Consider the following 18,151-nt stretch of genomic DNA (forward strand, 5'->3'; position numbering starts at 1 on the left):
GTCAGACCTCGTCGTAGACGACTTCGAGGGACGGCTTGGACACCTGGGCGACCCCGCACATGTCCTCGTGGGTCGCGGGGACCAGGACCACGTCGCGGCCGGTGGTCTCGCTGGAGAACAGGCCGAGCAGCCCGTCCTGCGTGAGCGGCGTCGGGCGATGCGGCGCGGCCTCGGCGACGTTCGCGGCGAGCTCCGCGAACAGGGTGCCCCAGCGCCCCTCCGGCTTGCCGATGATCTCGTAATTCGCGCTCTTGCGGCGGATGTCGTCGTCGGCCGGGATCGAGGCCAGGACCGGGATGCCGGCGGCCTCCGCGAAGGCCTGGGCCTCGCCGGTGCCGTCGTCCTTGTTGATCACGAGGCCGCCGACGCCGACATTGCCGCCGAGCTTGCGGAAATACTCAACCGCCGAGCAGACGTTGTTGGCGACGTAGAGCGACTGCAGGTCGTTCGAGCCGACGACGATGACCTTCTGGCACATGTCGCGCGCGATCGGCAGGCCGAAGCCGCCGCAGACCACGTCGCCCAGGAAGTCCAGCAGGACGAAGTCGAAGCCCCATTCGTGGAAGCCGAGCTTCTCGAGCAGCTCGAAGCCGTGGATGATGCCGCGCCCGCCGCAGCCGCGCCCGACCTCGGGGCCGCCGAGCTCCATGGCGTAGACGCCGTCGCGCTTGAAGCAGACGTCGCCGATCGCGACCGACTCGCCCGCGAGCTTCTTCCTGGTCGAGGTCTCGATGATGGTCGGGCAGGCCTTGCCGCCGAAGAGGAGGGACGTGGTGTCGCTCTTCGGATCGCAGCCGATCAGCAGGACCTTCTTGCCCTGCTGGGCCATCATGTAGCTCAGATTGGCGAGCGTGAACGACTTGCCGATGCCTCCCTTGCCGTAGATCGCGATGATCTGCGTCTCTTTCTTCGCCGGCGCGGTGGCGACCGCGTCGGGCTCGATCGCGGCCTCGGCGCGGAGCTGGGTCGCTTGGGACAGGGCGGCCTTGTTGAGCTGAACGTTCACGCGGCGTCCCTCCAGTCGAGGATCATCTTCAGGCAGCCCGGATCCGCGAACGCGGTGCGGTAGGCGTCCTGGGCCTGTGCCGCCGGGGCACGGTGGGTGATCAGCCCGTCGAGCGAGAGCCGACCGTCGTCGATCAGCCGCGTCACCGCGGCCGTGTCCTCGGGCCGGAACTCCGCGGAGATCCGGATCCGGGCCTCGCGCATGAAGGCGGGCGGGAAGGCGAAGCTGAGGGGCGCCTCGTAGAAACCGGCGAGGACGATCTCGCCTCCCGGTGCCAGGCGGGCGATCAGGTCATCGAGGCCGGCGGCGTTCCCGCTGACATCCGTGATCGTCGCGTAGTCGCGGCGCGGATCCGCGTCGGGCGCAACGACGGCGTAGCCGTGGTCGCCCAACGCGCGGACGGGGTCGGTTTCCCAGACGGTGGGCGCGGCGCCCGCCGCCAGCGTCAGCCGGGCGAGCAGCCGGCCGAGCACCCCGTGCCCGACGATGAGCGGCGTCGCGCCGGGAACGAGGCGCCCGAGGGCGCGATGGGCGGTCGCTGCCAGCGCCAGGAGGCAGGCCCGCTCACCCAGGGCCCCGTCCACCGGCACGAGGCGCGCGGCCGGCGCGACCAGATGGGACGCCGCGCCACCGAACAGGCCGCGGACAGCGCCGAAGCAGCGGGCCCCCGGGACGTAGACGGTCTGGCCGACACGGACCGAGGCGCCCGAGTCCGCCTCCACGACGGTGCCGACCGATTCGTATCCCGGCACCAGCGGGTAGCCCATGCCCGGAAAGGGCGGCATCCGCCCCGACCAGAGCAGGCGCTCGGTGCCGGTGCTGATCCCGCTCCACGCCACTGCCACGACCGCGTCCGCATCGCCGGGCGGCGTCAGGGCCAGGCGCTGAACCGAGAGGTGCTCCGGGTTTTCCAGAATGACGGCCAGAGCGTCCATGGCTGGAACTGTCCACCCTTTGCGTCGCGACTCTCTCCGGTACGAAGCCGCTCTGTGTCATCCTAGATAGACACAAGTCAGCGTCAAGTCACACTTACTTTTGAGCGCCCGTTTTTCGGGCTCTCAGCACCCGCGCGAGGAGAGGGCGTCGTGTCGGATGTTCGCGTGTGGCGGTGAATCCTGCGGCCGCGAGCATCGCGCGCAGTTCCTCGGCCCGGCGCGGTCGGCCGGAGCCCATCGCCAGGAGATAGAAACCGAAATAGGCGTCGCCGACCGGCTCCGCGCCCGGCGTCCCGGCCATCGGCTCCGCGATGAGCAGCGTGCCGCCCGGCGGCAGCGCCGCGTAGGCCGCGCCCAGCAGCGCCTGGGCCGGCGCGTCGTCGTGATCGTGGACGATCCGCACCAGCGAGATCGTGTCGGCGCCCGCGGGCAGTCCGTCGTGGAAGTCGCCGCCGCGGCAGGCAATCCTCTCGCGGAGGTCGGATTGCCCGAGGCGCGCGGCGGCGCGGTCGGCGACGGCCGGCAGGTCGAACAGGGTCAGGCGGGGTGTCGCGTGCCGCGCCGCAACCGCCCGCAGGAAGGCGCCCTCGCCCCCGCCGACATCCATGAGGTGCCGGACGCGCGACAGGTCGCAGGCGTCGAGCACGTCATCGGCGATCAGCGCCTGCGAGGCGCCCATCAGACTGCTGTAGGGGGCCACCGCGTGCGCGTCGCCCGCCGCCCCCGCCGCATAGGGCCAGTAGCCCGCGAGGCGGGTCGGCTGAGCCTGTCCGCGCAGCAGGGCGACCGGATCCGCGAGGTCGGCGTAGAGCAGCGCGTGATGCTCGATCATGGCGGCGATGCCGGGATTGCCGACGAGCGCGGCTCCCAGGTCGGCCAGCCCGAAACGGTCGCCCGACAGGGCGCGCAGCAGCCCGAGGGACTCGGCGGCGCGCAGCAGGCGTCGCGCTGCGTCCGGCGGAAGGTCGAGCCGCCGCGCCAGCGCGTCGACGGTCAGGGGGCCCTCGGCCAGGATCGCGAACAGGTTGAGGCGGATGCAGGCGGTCAGAACCTGCGCGTAGACGAAGCCGGCGCAGAGGTCGAACAGCGCGCGCGTGTTGCGCTGTGCGACGCGGCGCGTCAGCGGAAAACCCGCCGCCCAGCGCTGGAAGCGGGGGCTCGCGACCAGGCGATTGCGCCACGCGAGCCACCTGTCCGCCCAGGCGGACGGGGCAGGCGGCACCGTGCCGGCTCCGGGGAGCGATCCGGCGCTCAGGCCACCACCGCCCGCAGGCTCGCGGGCAGGAACAGCCGCGCCTGCGCCTCGATCTCGGCGGTGAGCGCGGCCGCGCCCGGACAGGCCGGGATCGCCGCGACCGCCTCGCGTGTCAGCCGGGACAGGCGCTCCATCGCCCCGCCGGTGCCCAGGAGGGCTGCGGCGTTGGGGCGGCCCAGCGTCGCGTCGCGCCCGGCGGGCTTGCCGATCTCCTCCTGCCGGCAGGCGACGTCGCGCAGGTCGTCGGCGACCTGATAGGCCTCTCCCAGGCACTCGCCGAGGCGACGCCAGGGCTCCGGCTCAGCCCCCGCCGCGGCAGCGCCTGCCACGGTGGCGGCGGCGAACAGCGCGCCGGTCTTCGCCTGCTGGTAGTCGCTCAGGCTGATATGCGCCTCCGATTCCCAGGCCTGCCCGGCCGCGATGCCCGACGGCGACCCGGCGGCGCGGCCGAGAAGCCCGACGAGGCGGCCGAGGCGCGCCGGATGCCGCCCGACGGATCGCGCCAGGGTCTCGAAGGCGAGGACGATGAGGGCGTCGCCGGTCAGGACGGCGATCGGCTCGCCGAAGGCGACGTGGACGGAGGGCTTCTGCCGCCGCATCGGCGCGTCGTCGAAGCACGGCAGGTCGTCGTGGACCAGGGAAGCGCAGTGCAGGAACTCGATGGCGGCGGCGGCCGCGACGGATCCTGCCGGGTCGTCGTCGCCGCAGGCGCGGGCCACCGAGAGGCACAGGCGCGGTCGGATCCGGTGGCCGCCGGGAAACACCGCGTAGCGGAGAGCCTCCGCCAGAAGGGGCGGCGCGCCGGGCGCCTCCGCGTGCGCAACGGCGCGATCGAGCGCCATCTCGATCCGCTGACCGGACTCCATCGCGTTGCCTCCCGTGTTGTATGCGGTTGTCAGCGACAGGTGTCATTTCTTATTGACACTTCGGCGAGGCGAGATCAATCCCGTGGTCGGGGGAGTTCGGAGCGGCCGTGGCGCAGGAGCGCGTCGTCGTGATCGGTGCCGGGATCGGTGGCCTCGCCGCCGCCCTGCGGCTCGCCCATGCCGGTATCGACACGACGGTTCTCGAGCGCGCGCCGCATCCCGGCGGGAAGATGCGCGCCGTCCCGGTCGGAGATCGCGCCGTCGAGGCCGGTCCGACCGTGTTCACGATGCGCTGGGTCTTCGACGAGCTGTTCGCCGAGTGCGGCGCCGAGCTCGGCGACCGCGTCGCCCTGGCACCGGCGCGGCTCCTCGCCCGCCACGCGTGGAGCCGGGACGAGCGTTTGGACCTCTTCGCCGATATCGACGCGACGGCGGACGCGATCGCGGCCCTCGCGGGACCGCGCGAGGCGGAGGGCTACCGGCGCTTCTGTGCCCGGTCGGCCGAGGTCTACCGCACCCTCGAGGGTCCGTTCATCCGCGAAGGCCGGACTGGGCCCGCCGGCCTCGCGCAGCGGGTCGGGCTGTCGGGCCTCGGCGATCTCTGGCGGATCCAGCCCTTCGCGACCCTCTGGTCGGCGCTGGGCGCGTATTTCCGCGACCCGCGGCTGCGCCAGCTGTTCGGCCGCTACGCCACCTATTGCGGCGCCTCGCCCTTCACCGCGCCGGCGACGCTGATGCTCGTCGCCCATGTCGAGCAGGCCGGCGTCTGGACCGTCGCGGGGGGACTCAGCGGCCTCGCGCGGGCGGTGGCCGATCTGGCCGTCGAGCGGGGCGCGACCTTCCGCTACGGCGCGGAGGTCGCGCGGATCCTCACGGTCGGCGGCCGGGTCACTGGCGTGCGCCTGACGGACGGCGCGACGGTGGCCGCCGACCACGTCGTCTGCAACGCGGACTGCGCGGCCCTGGGTGCGGGCCTGCTCGGGCCCGAGGCCGCCGCGGCCGGCGAGCGGCTCGCGCCCGGCGAGCGCTCCCTCTCCGCCGTCACGATCTGCGCGGAGGCGGAGTCCGCGGGTTTCCCTCTGGCGCACCACACGGTCTTCTTCTCGCGCGACTACCGGGCCGAGTTCGACACGCTCCTGCGCGCCCGTCGCCTGCCCGACGACCCCACCGTTTACGTCTGTGCCCAGGACCGGGACGCGGCGGGTGCCGCGCCCCAGGGGCCGGAACGTCTGCTCCTGCTCGTCAACGCTCCGGCGGACGGCCGGGAGCGACCGCTCACGCCGCCGGAGACCGAGAGATGCGAGAGGAACCTGTTCCGCCGGCTGGAGGCCTGCGGGCTCACCCTGGACTTCACGTGGTCGGCGGTCACGACGACGCCGCGGGACTTCGACGCCCTCTTCCCCGGGACGGGCGGGGCCCTCTACGGACGGGCGGCGCAGGGCTGGGCGACGACTTTCAAGCGCGCGGGCGCGCGGACGGCGCTGCCGGGCCTGTACCTCGCGGGGGGCTCGATCCATCCGGGTCCGGGCGTGCCGATGGCGGCGCAGTCGGGGCGGCTGGCAGCGGCAGCGATCCTGGACGACCGCGATTCGATGGCGCGGTCGCGCGGGGCGGCTACGCGTGGTGGTACGTCGATGCGGTGAGCGACGACGGCCGCCAGGGCCTCACGATCATCGCCTTCATCGGCAGCGTGTTCTCGCCCTACTACGCCTGGAGCGCCGAGAAGGACCCCTTCGCCCACTGCGCCATGAACGTGGTGCTCTACGGCGACCGCGGCCGCTTCGCCATGACCGAGCGCCGCGCCGCCAGCCTGTCGCGCAGCGCCGACCACATCGCCGTCGGACCCAGTGCCATGCACTGGGACGGCACCGCGCTGACGGTGCGGATCGACGAGCGCGGAGCTCCCCTGCCCCGCAGGATCCGCGGCACGGTGCGCCTCGAGCCGCGCGGGTTCACGGGGGGCCCGTTCCATCTCGACCGGGCTGGCCGCCACCGCTGGTGGCCGATGTCGCCGTCCTCGCGGGTCGAGGTCGACTTCGACCAGCCGGACCTCCGCTGGAGCGGCAGCGGCTACTTCGACACCAACGACGGCGACGAGCCCCTGGAGGCCGCGTTCGCGCGATGGACATGGTGCCGGGCCGATCTGCCGGACGGCGCGGCGATCCTGTACGACGTGCATCACCGCGACGGCGGCGGTCAGAACCTATCGCTCAGGTTCTCCGCCGACGGCAGCCGCCGCGAGATCCGGCCTCCGCCCGGCGCGACGCTTCCGGCGACGCGCTTCTGGCGGATGCCGCGGGAGACCCGCAGCGACGGCGGCCGATCGCGGGTGCTCGCGACCTACGAGGACACGCCGTTCTACGCCCGCTCGCTGCTCGCCTCGACGCTCTGCGGCGAGCCGGTGCGGGCCATGCACGAGAGCCTGTCGCTCGACCGGTTCCGAAACCCGATGGTGCGGCTCATGCTGCCGTTCCGGATCCCGCGGCCGCTGGCGCGGTGAGAGTGCGGACGTCGAGGCCGCCGGTCCCGGATGGCTGCCGGCCCGGGGCGGCGCTCCACGGCCGGACGCGTCCGGCGACGCAGGCGAACGTCGCGAGGCTCAGCACAAGGCCGAGCGGGAATCCGGTCAGCCCCGCCGCCTCTCGGACGACCGCGAAGAGCGGCACAGCGCACAGGAGGGCCCGCTCGTGCGGCCGCAAGCCGCCGGCCCGGTGCGCGGCGAGCGCCAGCAGGAGCGCGGCCGGCACGAGGGGCGCCAGGTCGTAGACCGGGAGGTAGGGCGACAGCAGCGGCGCGGAGACGACGAGCGCGGCCGCCCGGAGCGTCGGGTCGGTGGGCCGGCACCAGGCGCGGCAGGCGAGGCCGAGCGCCAACGCGGCGACGATGCCCTGCGCCGTCCAGGCGACGGCCATCGGCCCGCCGAGCAGGCGCACCGCTCCGAACGCGCTGGCATTGAGGTCGAGGCCCGCCGCCGCGTTCTGCAGGATGATCCGGTTCGTATCCCCCAGCGTTCCGAAGAAGCCGATCCAGGGCGCCGTCCCGAACAGCGCGAGGGACGCGAGGCAGAGGGCCAGCACCGTCGAAACGCAGGCGGCCAAGCAGTCTCGCCGCCCCGTCACCAGCAGGAGCATGGGGGCCAGCGCCGCGAAGTGCGGCTTGTAGGCCAGCAGGCCGAAGCAGAGCCCGGCCAGCCACGGGCGGCGATCGGCGAGGACCGCGCCGAGGGTGAGCAGCGACGCGGTGAACAGGCCGTTCTGGCCGTAGGCGAGGTTGCAGAGCACCAGCGGGTGCGCGAGCGCGACGACGGCCGCGTCCCGCCGGCCGGCCGCTACCCGCATCGCGAGGGCGAACAGGGCGAGGGAGAGCGCGGTCCAGAGCAGGTAGGCCGGCCGCAAGTCCAGCAGCGCCATCGCGGCCGCCGGCAGGAGGAACACCGGCGGATAGTGCCAGGCGAACCGACATTCCTGACCGCAGGCCGCCTTCAGGTTCGCCAGATGCACCGGCAGGTCGTAGGGCTCAGCTCCACGACCTACCAGTGCCGAACGGCCCGCCACCCAGACCTGGACGAAATCGTTGCCGAGCGGGTCGCCGTACCAGTTGCGTTGCGGCTCCGGGCCGGTGCCGTAGACCAGAAGGACCATGGCGAGGCCGAACGGGACCAGCACCCAGGCCGCCCGCCTGGCGAACGCGGACAGACGGGCGTCGCTGCTCAGGAGATCGGCGAGATCTGACCAGAGCGCGGCGGCGCGTGCGGTCGGTGGGCCCGGCGCGCGGGTCTCGATGGGCGCAGGCATGACGGAGGATTTCCGCGACCGGATTCCGCGACAGCCTAGGCGCGCGCGGTTCCGGGCCCGTTAACAGGGGTGTTTGCGGCCCGGCCCGGCTTGTGCAAGAGGGCGGCGGCTGCGATCCTCGCGCCGTCAACCGGGGCGATCACATCGATGCGACTGGACGAGCCGTCATCGGCCCCGCGCGTCCTGATCTACAGCCACGATACCTTCGGGCTCGGGCATCTGCGCCGCTCGCGGGCGATCGCCAACGCGATCGTGGCGAGCAACCGCAGCGCCCGGGCGATGATCGTCTCGGGCTCGCCGGTGGTCGACCGCTTCGCCTTCGCGCCGGGCGTTCGCACGGTCCGGCTGCCGCCGGTGACCAAGTTCGCCGACGGCGGCTATGCCAGCCTGGACGGCGCGACCCCGCTGGCGCGCACCGTCGAGCAGCGCTCCGCGATCATCGCCCAGGCCTGCGCCGCCTTTCGGCCCGACCTGATCATCGTCGACAAGGAACCGGCCGGCTTCCACGGCGAGCTGCTGCCTGTGCTGGAGCAGGCCGCCGAACGCGACATCCGCCTCGTCCTGGGCCTGCGCGACGTCCTCGACGACGCCGACCGCCTCGTCCCCGAATGGGAGCGCAAGGGTGCGGCCGAGACGATGGCGCGATTCTACGACGAGATCTGGGTCTACGGGCTGAGCCGCATCCACGAGCCCCTGGCGGCGCTGCCGATGGAGCCCGACATGGCCGCCCGCATCGACGCGCGCCTGATCTACACCGGCTATCTTCGCCGGGAGCTCCCGGAACGCCGCGCTGGCCGCGAGGAGCCGCCGGTGGCCGACGGCCCCTTCATCCTGGTGACGCCGGGCGGTGGCGGCGACGGGGCAGCCCTGATCGACTGGGTGATCGCCGCCTACGAGGCCGATCCCGCGATTCCCCTCCCCGCGCTCATCGCCTTCGGTCCCTTCCTCGATGCCGGGACCCGGGACGGGTTCGCGGCGCGCATCCGCCGCCTCGGCGACCGGATCGCGGCCATCACCTTCGACAGCGAGATCGAGTTCCTGATGCGCAAGGCCACCGGCGTGGTCGCTATGGGGGGCTACAACACCTTCTGCGAGATCCTGTCCTTTGACCGCCGGGCGGTCCTCGTGCCCCGGACCGAGCCGCGGCGGGAGCAGGCGATCCGGGCGCTCGCGGCCGAGCGGCTCGGCCTCGCGCGGGTGCTGATGGAGGCGGAAGGCCGGGCGCCGGCGCGCATGGCGACGGCACTCCGCGACTTGCCGGGACAGGACCCGCCGTCGCGGGTGCTGGTGCCGGGTCTGCTCGACGGCCTCGACGCGGTCGCGCGCCGCGTCAGGGCGCTCACCGCGCGCGGCGGCGCGGACGCCGCAGCCCGCCCGTGCCTGCAGGCCTATTCGTGAGCGCCAAGCGGGTCGCCGTGGTGCTGAAGGGCTACCCGCGGCTCTCCGAGACCTTCATCGCCCAGGAGTTGCTGGCGCTGGAACGGTCCGGCCTGGCCCTCGAGATCTGGTCGCTCCGGCGCCCGACCGACCGGGCGCGCCACCCGATGCACGCGCAGATCCGCGCCGGCGCTGCCTACCTGCCCGAATACCTGCGCGACGCGCCGCTGCGGGTGCTTCGCGGGCTGGGCGCGGCACTCCGCCGGCCGAACCTGCCCGCGCTGCTGGCGCTGTTCGCCCGCGATCTCCGGCGCGACCCGACGGCGTCGCGGCTGCGGCGCCTCGGGCAGGCACTGGTCCTCGCCCGGGAATTGCCGGCCGAGGTCGCCCATATCCACGTGCACTTCCTCCACACGCCCGCCAGCGTTGCCCGCTACGCCGCGCTCCTGACCGGGCGCCGGTGGAGCTTCTCGGCGCACGCCAAGGACATCTGGACGACGCCCGACTGGGAGCTGACCGAGAAGCTGCGCGACGCCGAATGGGGCGTGACCTGCACCCGCGACGGGCTCGCCCGCCTGCAGGCCCTCGCGCCGGGCCGGACGCAGCTCGCCTATCACGGGCTCGACCTGACTCGCTTTCCGGCACCGCCGCCGCGCGAGTTGCGCGACGGGACGGATCCGGACCGCGCCCTCCGGCTCCTCTGCGTCGGTCGCATGGTCGCCAAGAAGGGGCACGACGACCTCATCGACGCTCTCGCCGCCCTGCCCGCGCACCTGCACTGGCGGCTCGACCTGATCGGCGGCGGCGACCTCCGCGACGCCCTGGAGGCCCGGATCGCTGCCGGCGGCCTCGCGGAGCGGGTCCGTTTCCGCGGCGCGCTGGCGCAGCCCGCGGTGATCGAGGCCATGCGCGCGGCCGACCTCTTCGTCCTGCCGACGAAGCCCGCGCCTGGCGGCGACCGAGACGGCCTGCCGAACGTGCTGATGGAGGCCGCGAGTCAGGCGCTCCCGATCCTGGCGACCGCCTTCGCCGGCACGCCGGAGTTCATCACCGACGGGGTCCACGGCGTCCTGGTCCCGCCCGGCGAGCCGGCGGCGCTCGCCGACGCTCTCACCCGTCTCGCGGGCGATCCTGGCTACCGCCAGCGGCTCGGCGCGGCGGCCTTGGCCCGGCTCGTGCAGGACTTCTCCGCGGAAGCGGCGATCGCGCTGATCGCCGGCCGGCTGCGCGCCTCCGCGGGTCTGCCGCAGGACGCGGCCGCTCACGAACCGGAGCTGACCGCGTGCGCGTCCTGATCGCGGTCACGCATCTGCTCGGCGCGGGGCACCTCACCCGTTCGGCCGCCATCGCCCGCGCCTTCGCGGCGGCCGGCCACGAGACGATGCTGGTCTCGGGCGGCGTCCCGGCACCGATGGTCCGCTCCGACGGCCTGCGCCTCGTGCAGCTGCCGCCGCTCCGGATCGCCGGCACGGATTTCTCGACGCTGCTGGACCCCGACGGACACCCGGCCGGGCCGGCACTGCTCGAGCGCCGCCGCAGCCTGATGATCGAGGCTCTGGCAGCCTTCGGGCCGGACGCGGTCGTCACCGAGCTGTTCCCGTTCGGCCGGCGCGCCCTGGCGCCCGAGTTCATGGCATTGGTGGACGCGGCTCGCGCCCTGCGGCGGCGCCCGCTCGTCCTCGCCTCCGTGCGCGACGTCCTCGTGGCCTCGACCAAGCCGCAGCGCATCGCCGAGTCGCACGCGCGGGTTGCGGACCTCTACGACGCCGTGCTGGTCCACGGCGATCCGGCGCTCATCCCGCTCGAGGCCTCGTGGCCCCTCGACGCGGCGACCGCCGCGAAGGTCCGCTACACCGGATACGTGGATGAGGGGACCGCTCCAGCGCCGGCCTCGCACCGCTCCGGCGTGCTGGTCGCCGCCGGATCCGGGCCGGCGGGGTTCGTCCTGCTGCGTGCGGCCGCCGATGCGGCCCGGCAGCGGCCGGATCTCGGCTGGCGGATCCTGGCCGGCCACGGCGTGCCCGAGGCGGCGCTGTCCCAGATCGGCCACGGTCTGGAGCCCGGCATCCTCGGTCGCGCCCGACCCGACTATCGCGCCCTCCTGTCCGGCGCCGCCGTCTCGGTCAGCCAGTGCGGCTACAACACGGCCGTCGATCTCCTCGTTACCCGGACACCTGCCGTCCTGGTACCCTTCGAGGCCGGCGGCGAGACCGAGCAGCGCCTGCGTGCCGAGCGCCTCGCCGCCCGGCGACTCGCCCGGGTGCTGCCCGAATCGGCGCTGACGCCCGAGAGCCTGGTGCGGGCCATCGCGTCGCAAAGTGCCCTCCCTGCGCCCGGGGACCACAGGATCGATCTGGACGGCGCCGCGCGTACGGTCGCGCTGGCCGAGGCCCTGCACGCGGGCGAGCGCGGGCGGCGCGGCCGCCTCCCGGCAGCGGATCCGGCCTTCGACGCCGTCCACAGCGCCCTCGATGCCGTCGCGGCGCGGGGCCAGCGCGTTCGGCTGTTCTGGCGCGACGACGACGCGGTCGCGGGCGGTCCGCGACTCGACCGGCTCGTCGCTCTCGCCGCAGGGCACGGCGTCCCGCTGCTCCTCGCCGCGATTCCGACCAAGATCGAGTCCTCCCTCTCGCGGCGGCTCGAAACGGCTGCCGGCGTCTCGGTCGCCGTCCACGGCCGCGCCCATCGCAATCATGCCCCGCCGGGCGAGAAGCGGGCGGAGTTCGGCGCGCACCGGCCCCTCGAGGCCCTGATGGCCGACGCCGCTGCCGGCCTGCAAATCGCCCGGCAGCGGCTGCCGGAGGCGTCGCTGCTGCCGGTTTTCGTGCCGCCGTGGAACCGCGTCGCGCCCGACCTCGCCGCCGCCCTCCCGGATCTCGGCTATCGCGGCCTCTCGGCCGTGCCGGGTCCGCCGATCCCGGGGCTGCTCCGCCTCGACGCCACCCTCGACCCGATCGACTGGCGTGGTACCCGGGGCCTGATCGATCCCGACTGCCTGCTGCGCGGCCTCGCCGCCGACATCGCCGGCGCGCCGGAGCGGCCGCTCGGCCTTCTCACCCACCACCGCATCCACGATGAGGCCGTCTGGGACTTCGTCGGCGCGCTGGTGGACAAGCTCCTGCGGCATCCGGCGATACAGGTCTTGGATCTTCGGGGACACTTCGGCGCGGCCGCGATGGACATGGGGCCGGCGGTATCTAAGTCTCAGGTCTCACAGATCGCGAGGACGGGTTGAGCCCGCTATTGTCCATCCGCGACCTCGCGGTCGCGTTCCGCACGGAGAGCGGTCAATTCGAGGCCCTGCACGGCCTGTCCCTCGACGTCCACCGCGGCCGGACCCTCGCGCTGGTCGGCGAGTCCGGCTCGGGCAAGTCGGTGACCGCGCAGGCGATCCTGCGGATCCTGCCGCCCGCCGCCGCCATCACCCGCGGCCGGATCCTGTTCCGGGACGGCGAGACCGAGACCGACATCGCGCGACTCCCGTCCGAGGGCGAGACGATGCGGGCGATACGCGGCCAGCGCATCGCGATGATCTTCCAGGAGCCGATGACCTGCCTGTCACCCCTCCACACGGTGGGCGACCAGATCGGCGAGGCGCTGCGGATCCATACCGGGGCGGACCGCAAGGAGGCCGATGCCCGGACCGAGGAGGCTCTCGCCCGGGTCGGCTTCCCCGACCCGCATCGCGCCCTGCGGACCTACCCGTTCGAGCTGTCCGGCGGCCTGCGCCAGCGCGCCATGATCGCCATGGCGCTGATCCTGAAACCCGCGCTCCTGGTCGCCGACGAGCCGACCACCGCCCTCGACGTCACCACGCAGGCCCAGATCCTCGCCCTGCTGGCCCGGCTCCAGGACGAGACCGGGATGGCGATCCTGCTGATCACCCACGATCTCGGCGTGGTCGCCAACATCGCCCACGACGTGGCCGTCCTCTACCGCGGCCGCCTGGTGGAGGCGGGCCCGCGCGACACGGTGATGCGCGCGCCGGGCCACGCCTATCTCCGCGCGCTCCTCCACGCCGTGCCGCGATTCGATATGGCGCCCGGCGAGCGGCTGACGCCGATCCGCCCGGCCAAGGCCGAGATCCCGCCCGGCCAGACGCCCGCGCCGCTGGCCGGGCCGATCCTGCAGGTAGAGGGGGTGAGCAAGAACTTCACGCTGCGCGCCGGTCGGCTGTGGCAGAAGCCGCGGATCGTCCACGCCGTGTCCGACGTGTCCTTGAGCCTCGCGGCGGGCCAGACGCTGGGGCTCGTCGGCGAGTCCGGGTCGGGTAAGACCACGGTCTCGAAGATGATCATGCGGGCGCTCCGGCCCGATTCCGGGCGGATCCTGTTCGACGACGGCAGCGGCCCGCGGGACGTCCACGCTCTGAACGGCGACGCCCTCTTCGCGTACCGCCGCACGGTCCAGTTCGTGTTTCAGGACCCCTACGCGTCCCTCGACCCGCGCATGACCGTCCGGCAGATCCTGTCGGAGCCGATGGAGATCCACGGGGTCCCGGCGGCGGAGCGGCGGGAGCGCTGCCGCGCCCTGATGGCCATGGTCGGCCTGGAGCCGAGCGGTCTCGGCCGCTACCCGCACGCCTTCTCGGGCGGGCAGCGGCAGCGCATCGGCATCGCCCGGGCGCTGGCCCCGAAGCCGCGGCTGCTGGTGCTTGACGAGCCGGTCTCGGCCCTCGACGTCTCGGTCCAGGCGCAGATCCTGAACCTGCTCAAGGACCTCCAGGCCGCCCTGGGCCTCTCCTACCTCATCGTTTCCCACAATCTGGCAGTGATCGACTACATGGCGGACACCATCAGCGTGATGTGCCGGGGCCGCATCGTCGAGGAGGCGCCGCGCGCGGCCCTGTTCCGCCGGCCCGTCCATCCCTACACGCGGGCGCTGCTCGCCGCCGTGCCCGATCCGAGCCTGGACCATCCCCTGGATTTCGCGGCCGTCGCCGCCGACCGCAACGACCCGACCCGCTGGGAGGAGCCCTTCCGCCTGGCTCCCGACGAGGCCGGCGCGATGCGCGCGGTCGAGACCGGCCACCGGGTGCGCTTCGGCGCCGCCCCCAGGGCGGAGGCCGCGTGATGCAGGCCCGGCCGCCCGTGATGCTGGAGCGCCTGCGCCGCAAGGTGCTGTCGCCCTTCTTCGACCGCCTGGGCTACGACCTCGTCCCGGCCGCCCCCGACTGGTGTCACCGGCCGACCTCGCCGCGCGAGGTGGCGACCCTGCTCGAATCGGCAGCCGCCATCCTGGAACGCGATCTCGCCGCCGCCGGCCTCGTCCCCGACGGCGACGTGCTCGGGCAGGTCCGGGCCTTCTGGGATCTGATTCCGACAGCCCCCGTCCGGCAGCGGCGCGGCGGTAGCGGCTTCAACGGTGCGCTGCAGCTCTACGTCGCCATGCGCGCGCTGCGGCCCGACTTCGTGATCGAATCGGGCGTCTTCCGAGGCCTCACCACCTGGGTGATCCGGCAGGCCCGCCCGCGGGCGCGGATCTTCTGCCACGATCCGGACCTGTCGGGCCTCCAGTACCGCGACCGGCAGGCGCGCTACAGCACCGCCGACTGGTCGACCGCCGACTGGGCTGTGCTCGACCCGGCGCGGACGGTGGCGTTCTTCGACGACCACGTCGCGCAGGGCCGGCGGGTCGTCGAGGCGCAGGCCCGCGGGCTGACCCGACTGCTCTTCGACGACGACGCGGCCGGGCACCGGATCCACGCCCATGGTGGCCCCGCGCATCCGACCATCGCGATGATCACCGGGCCCGAGCGGAGCCCGGAGCCGATCCGCTGGACGCGGAACGGCCGCCACTTCGAGCAGCCGGCCGACGACGTCCTGGTGCGGCAGGCCGCCGGGCTGATCGCCCGGTCCCACGCGTTCGACGACCTGCACAGGGCGACCGGCTACTCGCCCGCCCGGCTCACCTCCGTGACGTTGCGGGGCAGCCCATGACGACCTGGGGCCCGGGGGACGTCGTCCCGTCCGCTCTCCCGCACCGGAACGAAGGGGACGGTACCGTGTCCCGCCGCGCCCTCCTCGCCGGGCTCGGCGCCGCGGCGATCTGGGCGCGTGCGCCGTCGCGGGCCTTCGCCGACACCCCGCCGGCCGACGCGCCCGGGCTGCCGGCCACCCCTTACGTGGCCGACCTCGCCGCCCACGGACGCCGCCTCGGCAGCGCCGGCGGCACGATCCGGACCCTGATCGCCAAGGCACGGGACGTCCGCTACCTGTCGGTCTACGGCTACACCCGCCTCATCGGCTACGATGCCGATCTCAACCTGCGGCCCGACGTGCTGGAGCGCGTCGATGTCGAGGGCGGCCGCTTCACCTTCACGCTTCGCCAGGGCCACCGCTGGTCGGACGGGCACCCGTTCACCACGGAGGATTTCCGCTACTACTGGGAGGATGTCGCCAACGAGAAGGCGCTGAGCCCCGACGGGCCGCCGGCCTTCTTCCGCGTGGACGGCAAGCTGCCGACGGTCGAGTTCCTCGATCCGGTCACCGTCCGCTACAGTTGGGATCGGCCGAACCCGATGTTCCTGCCGGCCCTGGCGGCGCCGCGCGACCCGCTGATCTACCGGCCGTCGCACTACCTCAAGCCGTATCACGCCCGCTACATCGGGAAGGATGCGGCCGACGCGAAGGCCAAGGCGCTCAAGCTCCGCAGCTGGGCGGCCCTGCACAATCGTCTCGACGACAATTACGAGCTGAACAACCCGGACTGCCCAACCCTGCAGGGCTGGGTGCCGCGGACCCGCTCGCCGGCCACCCGGTTCCGGTTCGAGCGCAACCGCAGCTACCACCGGGTCGACACGGCTGGTACGCAGCTGCCCTACGTCGACACGATCGTGATGGACGTGGCCTCCCAGGGCCTCCTGGTCGCCAAGACCAACGCAGGCGAGGCGGACCTGATGTTCCGCGGCCTGATGATGCCCGATATCCCGAGTCTCAAGGAGGGTGAGGCGGCGCATCGCTATCGCACCAACCTGTGGCCCGTGGCCCGCGGCTCGGAGATCGCGCTCTACCCCAACCTCACCACGACGGATCCGGCGTGGCGGCAGCTCAACCGCGACGTGCGTTACCGGCACGCCCTGTCGCTCGCCATCGATCGGCGCACCCTGAACAACACGCTCCTGTTCGGCCTGGGTACCGAGGGCAACGACACGATCGTGCCGGAGAGCGCGCTGTTCGAGCCCGAGATGCGGACCCTCCACGCGTCCTACGACCCGGCCCGGGCCGCCAAGCTGCTGGACGAGATCGGGCTGACGGCCCGCGACGGGTCCGGCACCCGGCTGCTGCCCGGCGGGCGCGCGCTGGAGCTGGTGGTGGAGAGCGACGGCGAAGCCGAGATGGTGCTCGACGCGCTGCTCCTCATCACGGAATTCTGGCGCGAGGTCGGCATCCGCCTGATCACCAAGCCGCAGGAGCGCACGAACCTGCACCGGCGCTCCATCGCGGGTGTCACCGTCATGGTGGCCGCCCAGGGCCTCGATCTGGCCGTCCCGACCGCGATCATGCCGCCGACCGAGCTGAGCCCGGCCCAGCCGGAGCACTATTCCTGGCCGTTGTGGAGCATGAACGTCGAGAGCCGCGGCAAGAGCGGCGAGCCCTGCGACGTCCCGGAAGTCCAACGCCTCATCGAGCTCGATCGGGAGTGGCGCCACACCGACGATGCCGGCCGGCAGGCCGCGATCTGGCGCGAGATGCTGATGAACCACGCGCGCAACACGTGGGTGATCGGCACGGTGGCGGGCGCGCTCCAGCCGGTGGTCGGCGCCGATCGCCTGATCAACCTCCCGAAGCGCGCCCTCTATTCCTGGGAGCCCACCGCGATGATCGGCGTGCAGCGCCTCGACGAGCTGTTCTGGGACAAGGGCGCCGAGTCTGGCGCCGACAAGCGCGCGGAGGCCCAGTGATCGCCCAGATCCTTCGCCGCGTCGTCACCATGGCGGTGACGCTGCTGGTCATCTCGGCCCTCGTCTTCGTGATCATCAAGCTGCCGCCCGGTGACTACCTGACCAACCGGATCATGGAGCTGCGGGCCACCGGCGACGCCAGTTCCGTGGCGAAGGCCGAGCTGCTCATCAAGCAGTACGGGCTCGACCGGCCGGTCTGGCAGCAATACCTGATGTGGATCGGCGTGCTGCCCGGGTCGGTCGGGTTCTCGGGGCTGCTTCAGGGCGACTGGGGCTGGTCGTTCGAGTACGACAAGCCGGTGGCGGACGTCGTCGGCGACGCCCTGTGGCTCACCCTGCTGATCAACCTGACGGCGGTGGTGTTCGTCCACCTCGTAGCGATCCCGGCGGCAATCTACTCCGCGACGCACCGCAACACGTTCGGCGACGCCGTCGTCACCCTGCTCGGCTATGTCGGCCTCGCGGTGCCGGGCTTCCTGCTCGCCCTGATCCTGCTGTTCTACGCCAACCGGTGGTTCGGGCTGTCGATCGGGGGGCTCTACGATTCGGCCCTCACCAACCAGCCCTGGACCTGGGAGAAGCTCCGCTCGCTCATGGCGCACCTGATCGTGCCGACGCTGGTGATCGGCCTCGGCGGGACCGCGGCCATGATCCGGCGCATGCGCGCTAACCTGCTCGACGAACTGGCCAAGCCCTACACCGTCACCGCCCGCGCCAAGGGTCTGCCGCCCCTGCAGGCGCTGCTGAAATACCCGTTCCGGATGTCGCTGAACCCGTTCGTGGCGGATATCGGCAACCTGCTGCCGCACCTCGTCTCGGGTTCGGTGCTGGTCTCCCTGGTGCTCAGCCTGCCGACCGTCGGGCCGCTGCTCCTCGAGGCCCTGCGCAGCCAGGACCAGTTCATGGCCGGGTTCATCCTGATGTTCGTCGCGGCCCTGACCCTCGTCGGCATGCTGATCTCGGACCTGATCCTGGTCTGGCTCGATCCGCGCATCCGCATGGGCCTGCGATGACC

Annotated in this window: 14 protein-coding genes; 9 read left to right on the top strand and 5 right to left on the bottom strand. The window is 73.0% G+C overall.

What is annotated here, in order from left to right:
- Position 1: 1 nt before the first annotated feature.
- The 4 genes from BKE41_RS15025 to BKE41_RS15040 form a co-directional block, all read right to left on the bottom strand.
- On the bottom strand, positions 2-1,006 hold the full coding sequence (locus tag BKE41_RS15025) for a chlorophyllide a reductase iron protein subunit X (RefSeq protein WP_024829698.1): 1,005 nt from the start codon (positions 1,004-1,006) through the stop codon (positions 2-4).
- Positions 1,003-1,941 carry a chlorophyll synthesis pathway protein BchC gene (gene bchC / locus BKE41_RS15030; protein WP_070999714.1) on the bottom strand — a complete coding sequence of 313 codons (939 nt, stop codon included), beginning with the start codon at positions 1,939-1,941 and terminating at the stop codon, positions 1,003-1,005. Before bchC ends, BKE41_RS15025 begins: the two co-directional genes overlap by 4 nt.
- Before the next feature lie 94 nt (positions 1,942-2,035).
- Complete coding sequence (locus BKE41_RS15035; RefSeq protein ID WP_083374362.1) at positions 2,036-3,163, bottom strand: methyltransferase; 1,128 nt, start codon at positions 3,161-3,163, stop codon at positions 2,036-2,038.
- A 29-nt stretch (positions 3,164-3,192) separates the two neighbouring features.
- Positions 3,193-4,062 (bottom strand): polyprenyl synthetase family protein, encoded by an 870-nt coding sequence (locus tag BKE41_RS15040; RefSeq protein WP_012319774.1) that lies wholly within the window; start codon positions 4,060-4,062, stop codon positions 3,193-3,195.
- A 107-nt stretch (positions 4,063-4,169) separates the two neighbouring features.
- On the opposite strand from BKE41_RS15040, the gene crtD reads away from it, so the two are divergent.
- Positions 4,170-5,705, top strand: a complete 1,536-nt coding sequence (crtD, locus tag BKE41_RS15045; protein ID WP_070999716.1) for a 1-hydroxycarotenoid 3,4-desaturase CrtD — start codon at positions 4,170-4,172, stop codon at positions 5,703-5,705.
- Positions 5,702-6,562, top strand: coding sequence for a carotenoid 1,2-hydratase (locus BKE41_RS15050; RefSeq protein WP_029357447.1), 861 nt, complete (start codon positions 5,702-5,704; stop codon positions 6,560-6,562). Before crtD ends, BKE41_RS15050 begins: the two co-directional genes overlap by 4 nt.
- Here the strand turns inward: BKE41_RS15050 and BKE41_RS15055 are convergent.
- Positions 6,522-7,856, bottom strand: a complete 1,335-nt coding sequence (locus BKE41_RS15055) for a glycosyltransferase family 87 protein (protein WP_070999721.1) — start codon at positions 7,854-7,856, stop codon at positions 6,522-6,524. The genes BKE41_RS15050 and BKE41_RS15055 overlap by 41 nt on opposite strands.
- Positions 7,857-8,003: 147 nt before the next feature.
- Between BKE41_RS15055 and BKE41_RS15060 the strand changes: the two genes are divergently transcribed.
- From BKE41_RS15060 to BKE41_RS15090, 7 genes are read left to right on the top strand one after another with little or no spacing between them, the layout of a single operon-like run.
- Positions 8,004-9,254: a glycosyltransferase gene (locus BKE41_RS15060; RefSeq protein ID WP_012319778.1), complete on the top strand. Its 1,251-nt coding sequence runs from the start codon at positions 8,004-8,006 to the stop codon at positions 9,252-9,254.
- Complete coding sequence (locus tag BKE41_RS15065) at positions 9,251-10,528, top strand: glycosyltransferase family 4 protein (protein ID WP_070999723.1); 1,278 nt, start codon at positions 9,251-9,253, stop codon at positions 10,526-10,528. The genes BKE41_RS15060 and BKE41_RS15065 overlap by 4 nt, the downstream gene beginning before the upstream one ends.
- Positions 10,516-12,468 (top strand): glycosyltransferase, encoded by a 1,953-nt coding sequence (locus BKE41_RS15070; RefSeq protein ID WP_070999725.1) that lies wholly within the window; start codon positions 10,516-10,518, stop codon positions 12,466-12,468. Before BKE41_RS15065 ends, BKE41_RS15070 begins: the two co-directional genes overlap by 13 nt.
- Positions 12,465-14,306 carry an ABC transporter ATP-binding protein gene (locus BKE41_RS15075; RefSeq protein ID WP_070999727.1) on the top strand — a complete coding sequence of 614 codons (1,842 nt, stop codon included), beginning with the start codon at positions 12,465-12,467 and terminating at the stop codon, positions 14,304-14,306. Before BKE41_RS15070 ends, BKE41_RS15075 begins: the two co-directional genes overlap by 4 nt.
- The gene (locus BKE41_RS15080) at positions 14,306-15,172 is read left to right on the top strand and encodes a hypothetical protein (protein WP_070999728.1); all 867 of its coding nucleotides are present in this window, start codon (positions 14,306-14,308) and stop codon (positions 15,170-15,172) included. The genes BKE41_RS15075 and BKE41_RS15080 overlap by 1 nt, the downstream gene beginning before the upstream one ends.
- On the top strand, positions 15,169-17,136 hold the full coding sequence (locus BKE41_RS15085; protein ID WP_070999729.1) for an ABC transporter substrate-binding protein: 1,968 nt from the start codon (positions 15,169-15,171) through the stop codon (positions 17,134-17,136). The genes BKE41_RS15080 and BKE41_RS15085 overlap by 4 nt, the downstream gene beginning before the upstream one ends.
- Positions 17,133-18,149 carry an ABC transporter permease gene (locus tag BKE41_RS15090; protein ID WP_012319784.1) on the top strand — a complete coding sequence of 339 codons (1,017 nt, stop codon included), beginning with the start codon at positions 17,133-17,135 and terminating at the stop codon, positions 18,147-18,149. Before BKE41_RS15085 ends, BKE41_RS15090 begins: the two co-directional genes overlap by 4 nt.
- The last annotated feature ends 2 nt before the right edge of the window (positions 18,150-18,151 follow it).

The sequence above is a fragment of the Methylobacterium sp. C1 genome (assembly GCF_001854385.1).
Lineage (GTDB): Bacteria > Pseudomonadota > Alphaproteobacteria > Rhizobiales > Beijerinckiaceae > Methylobacterium > Methylobacterium radiotolerans.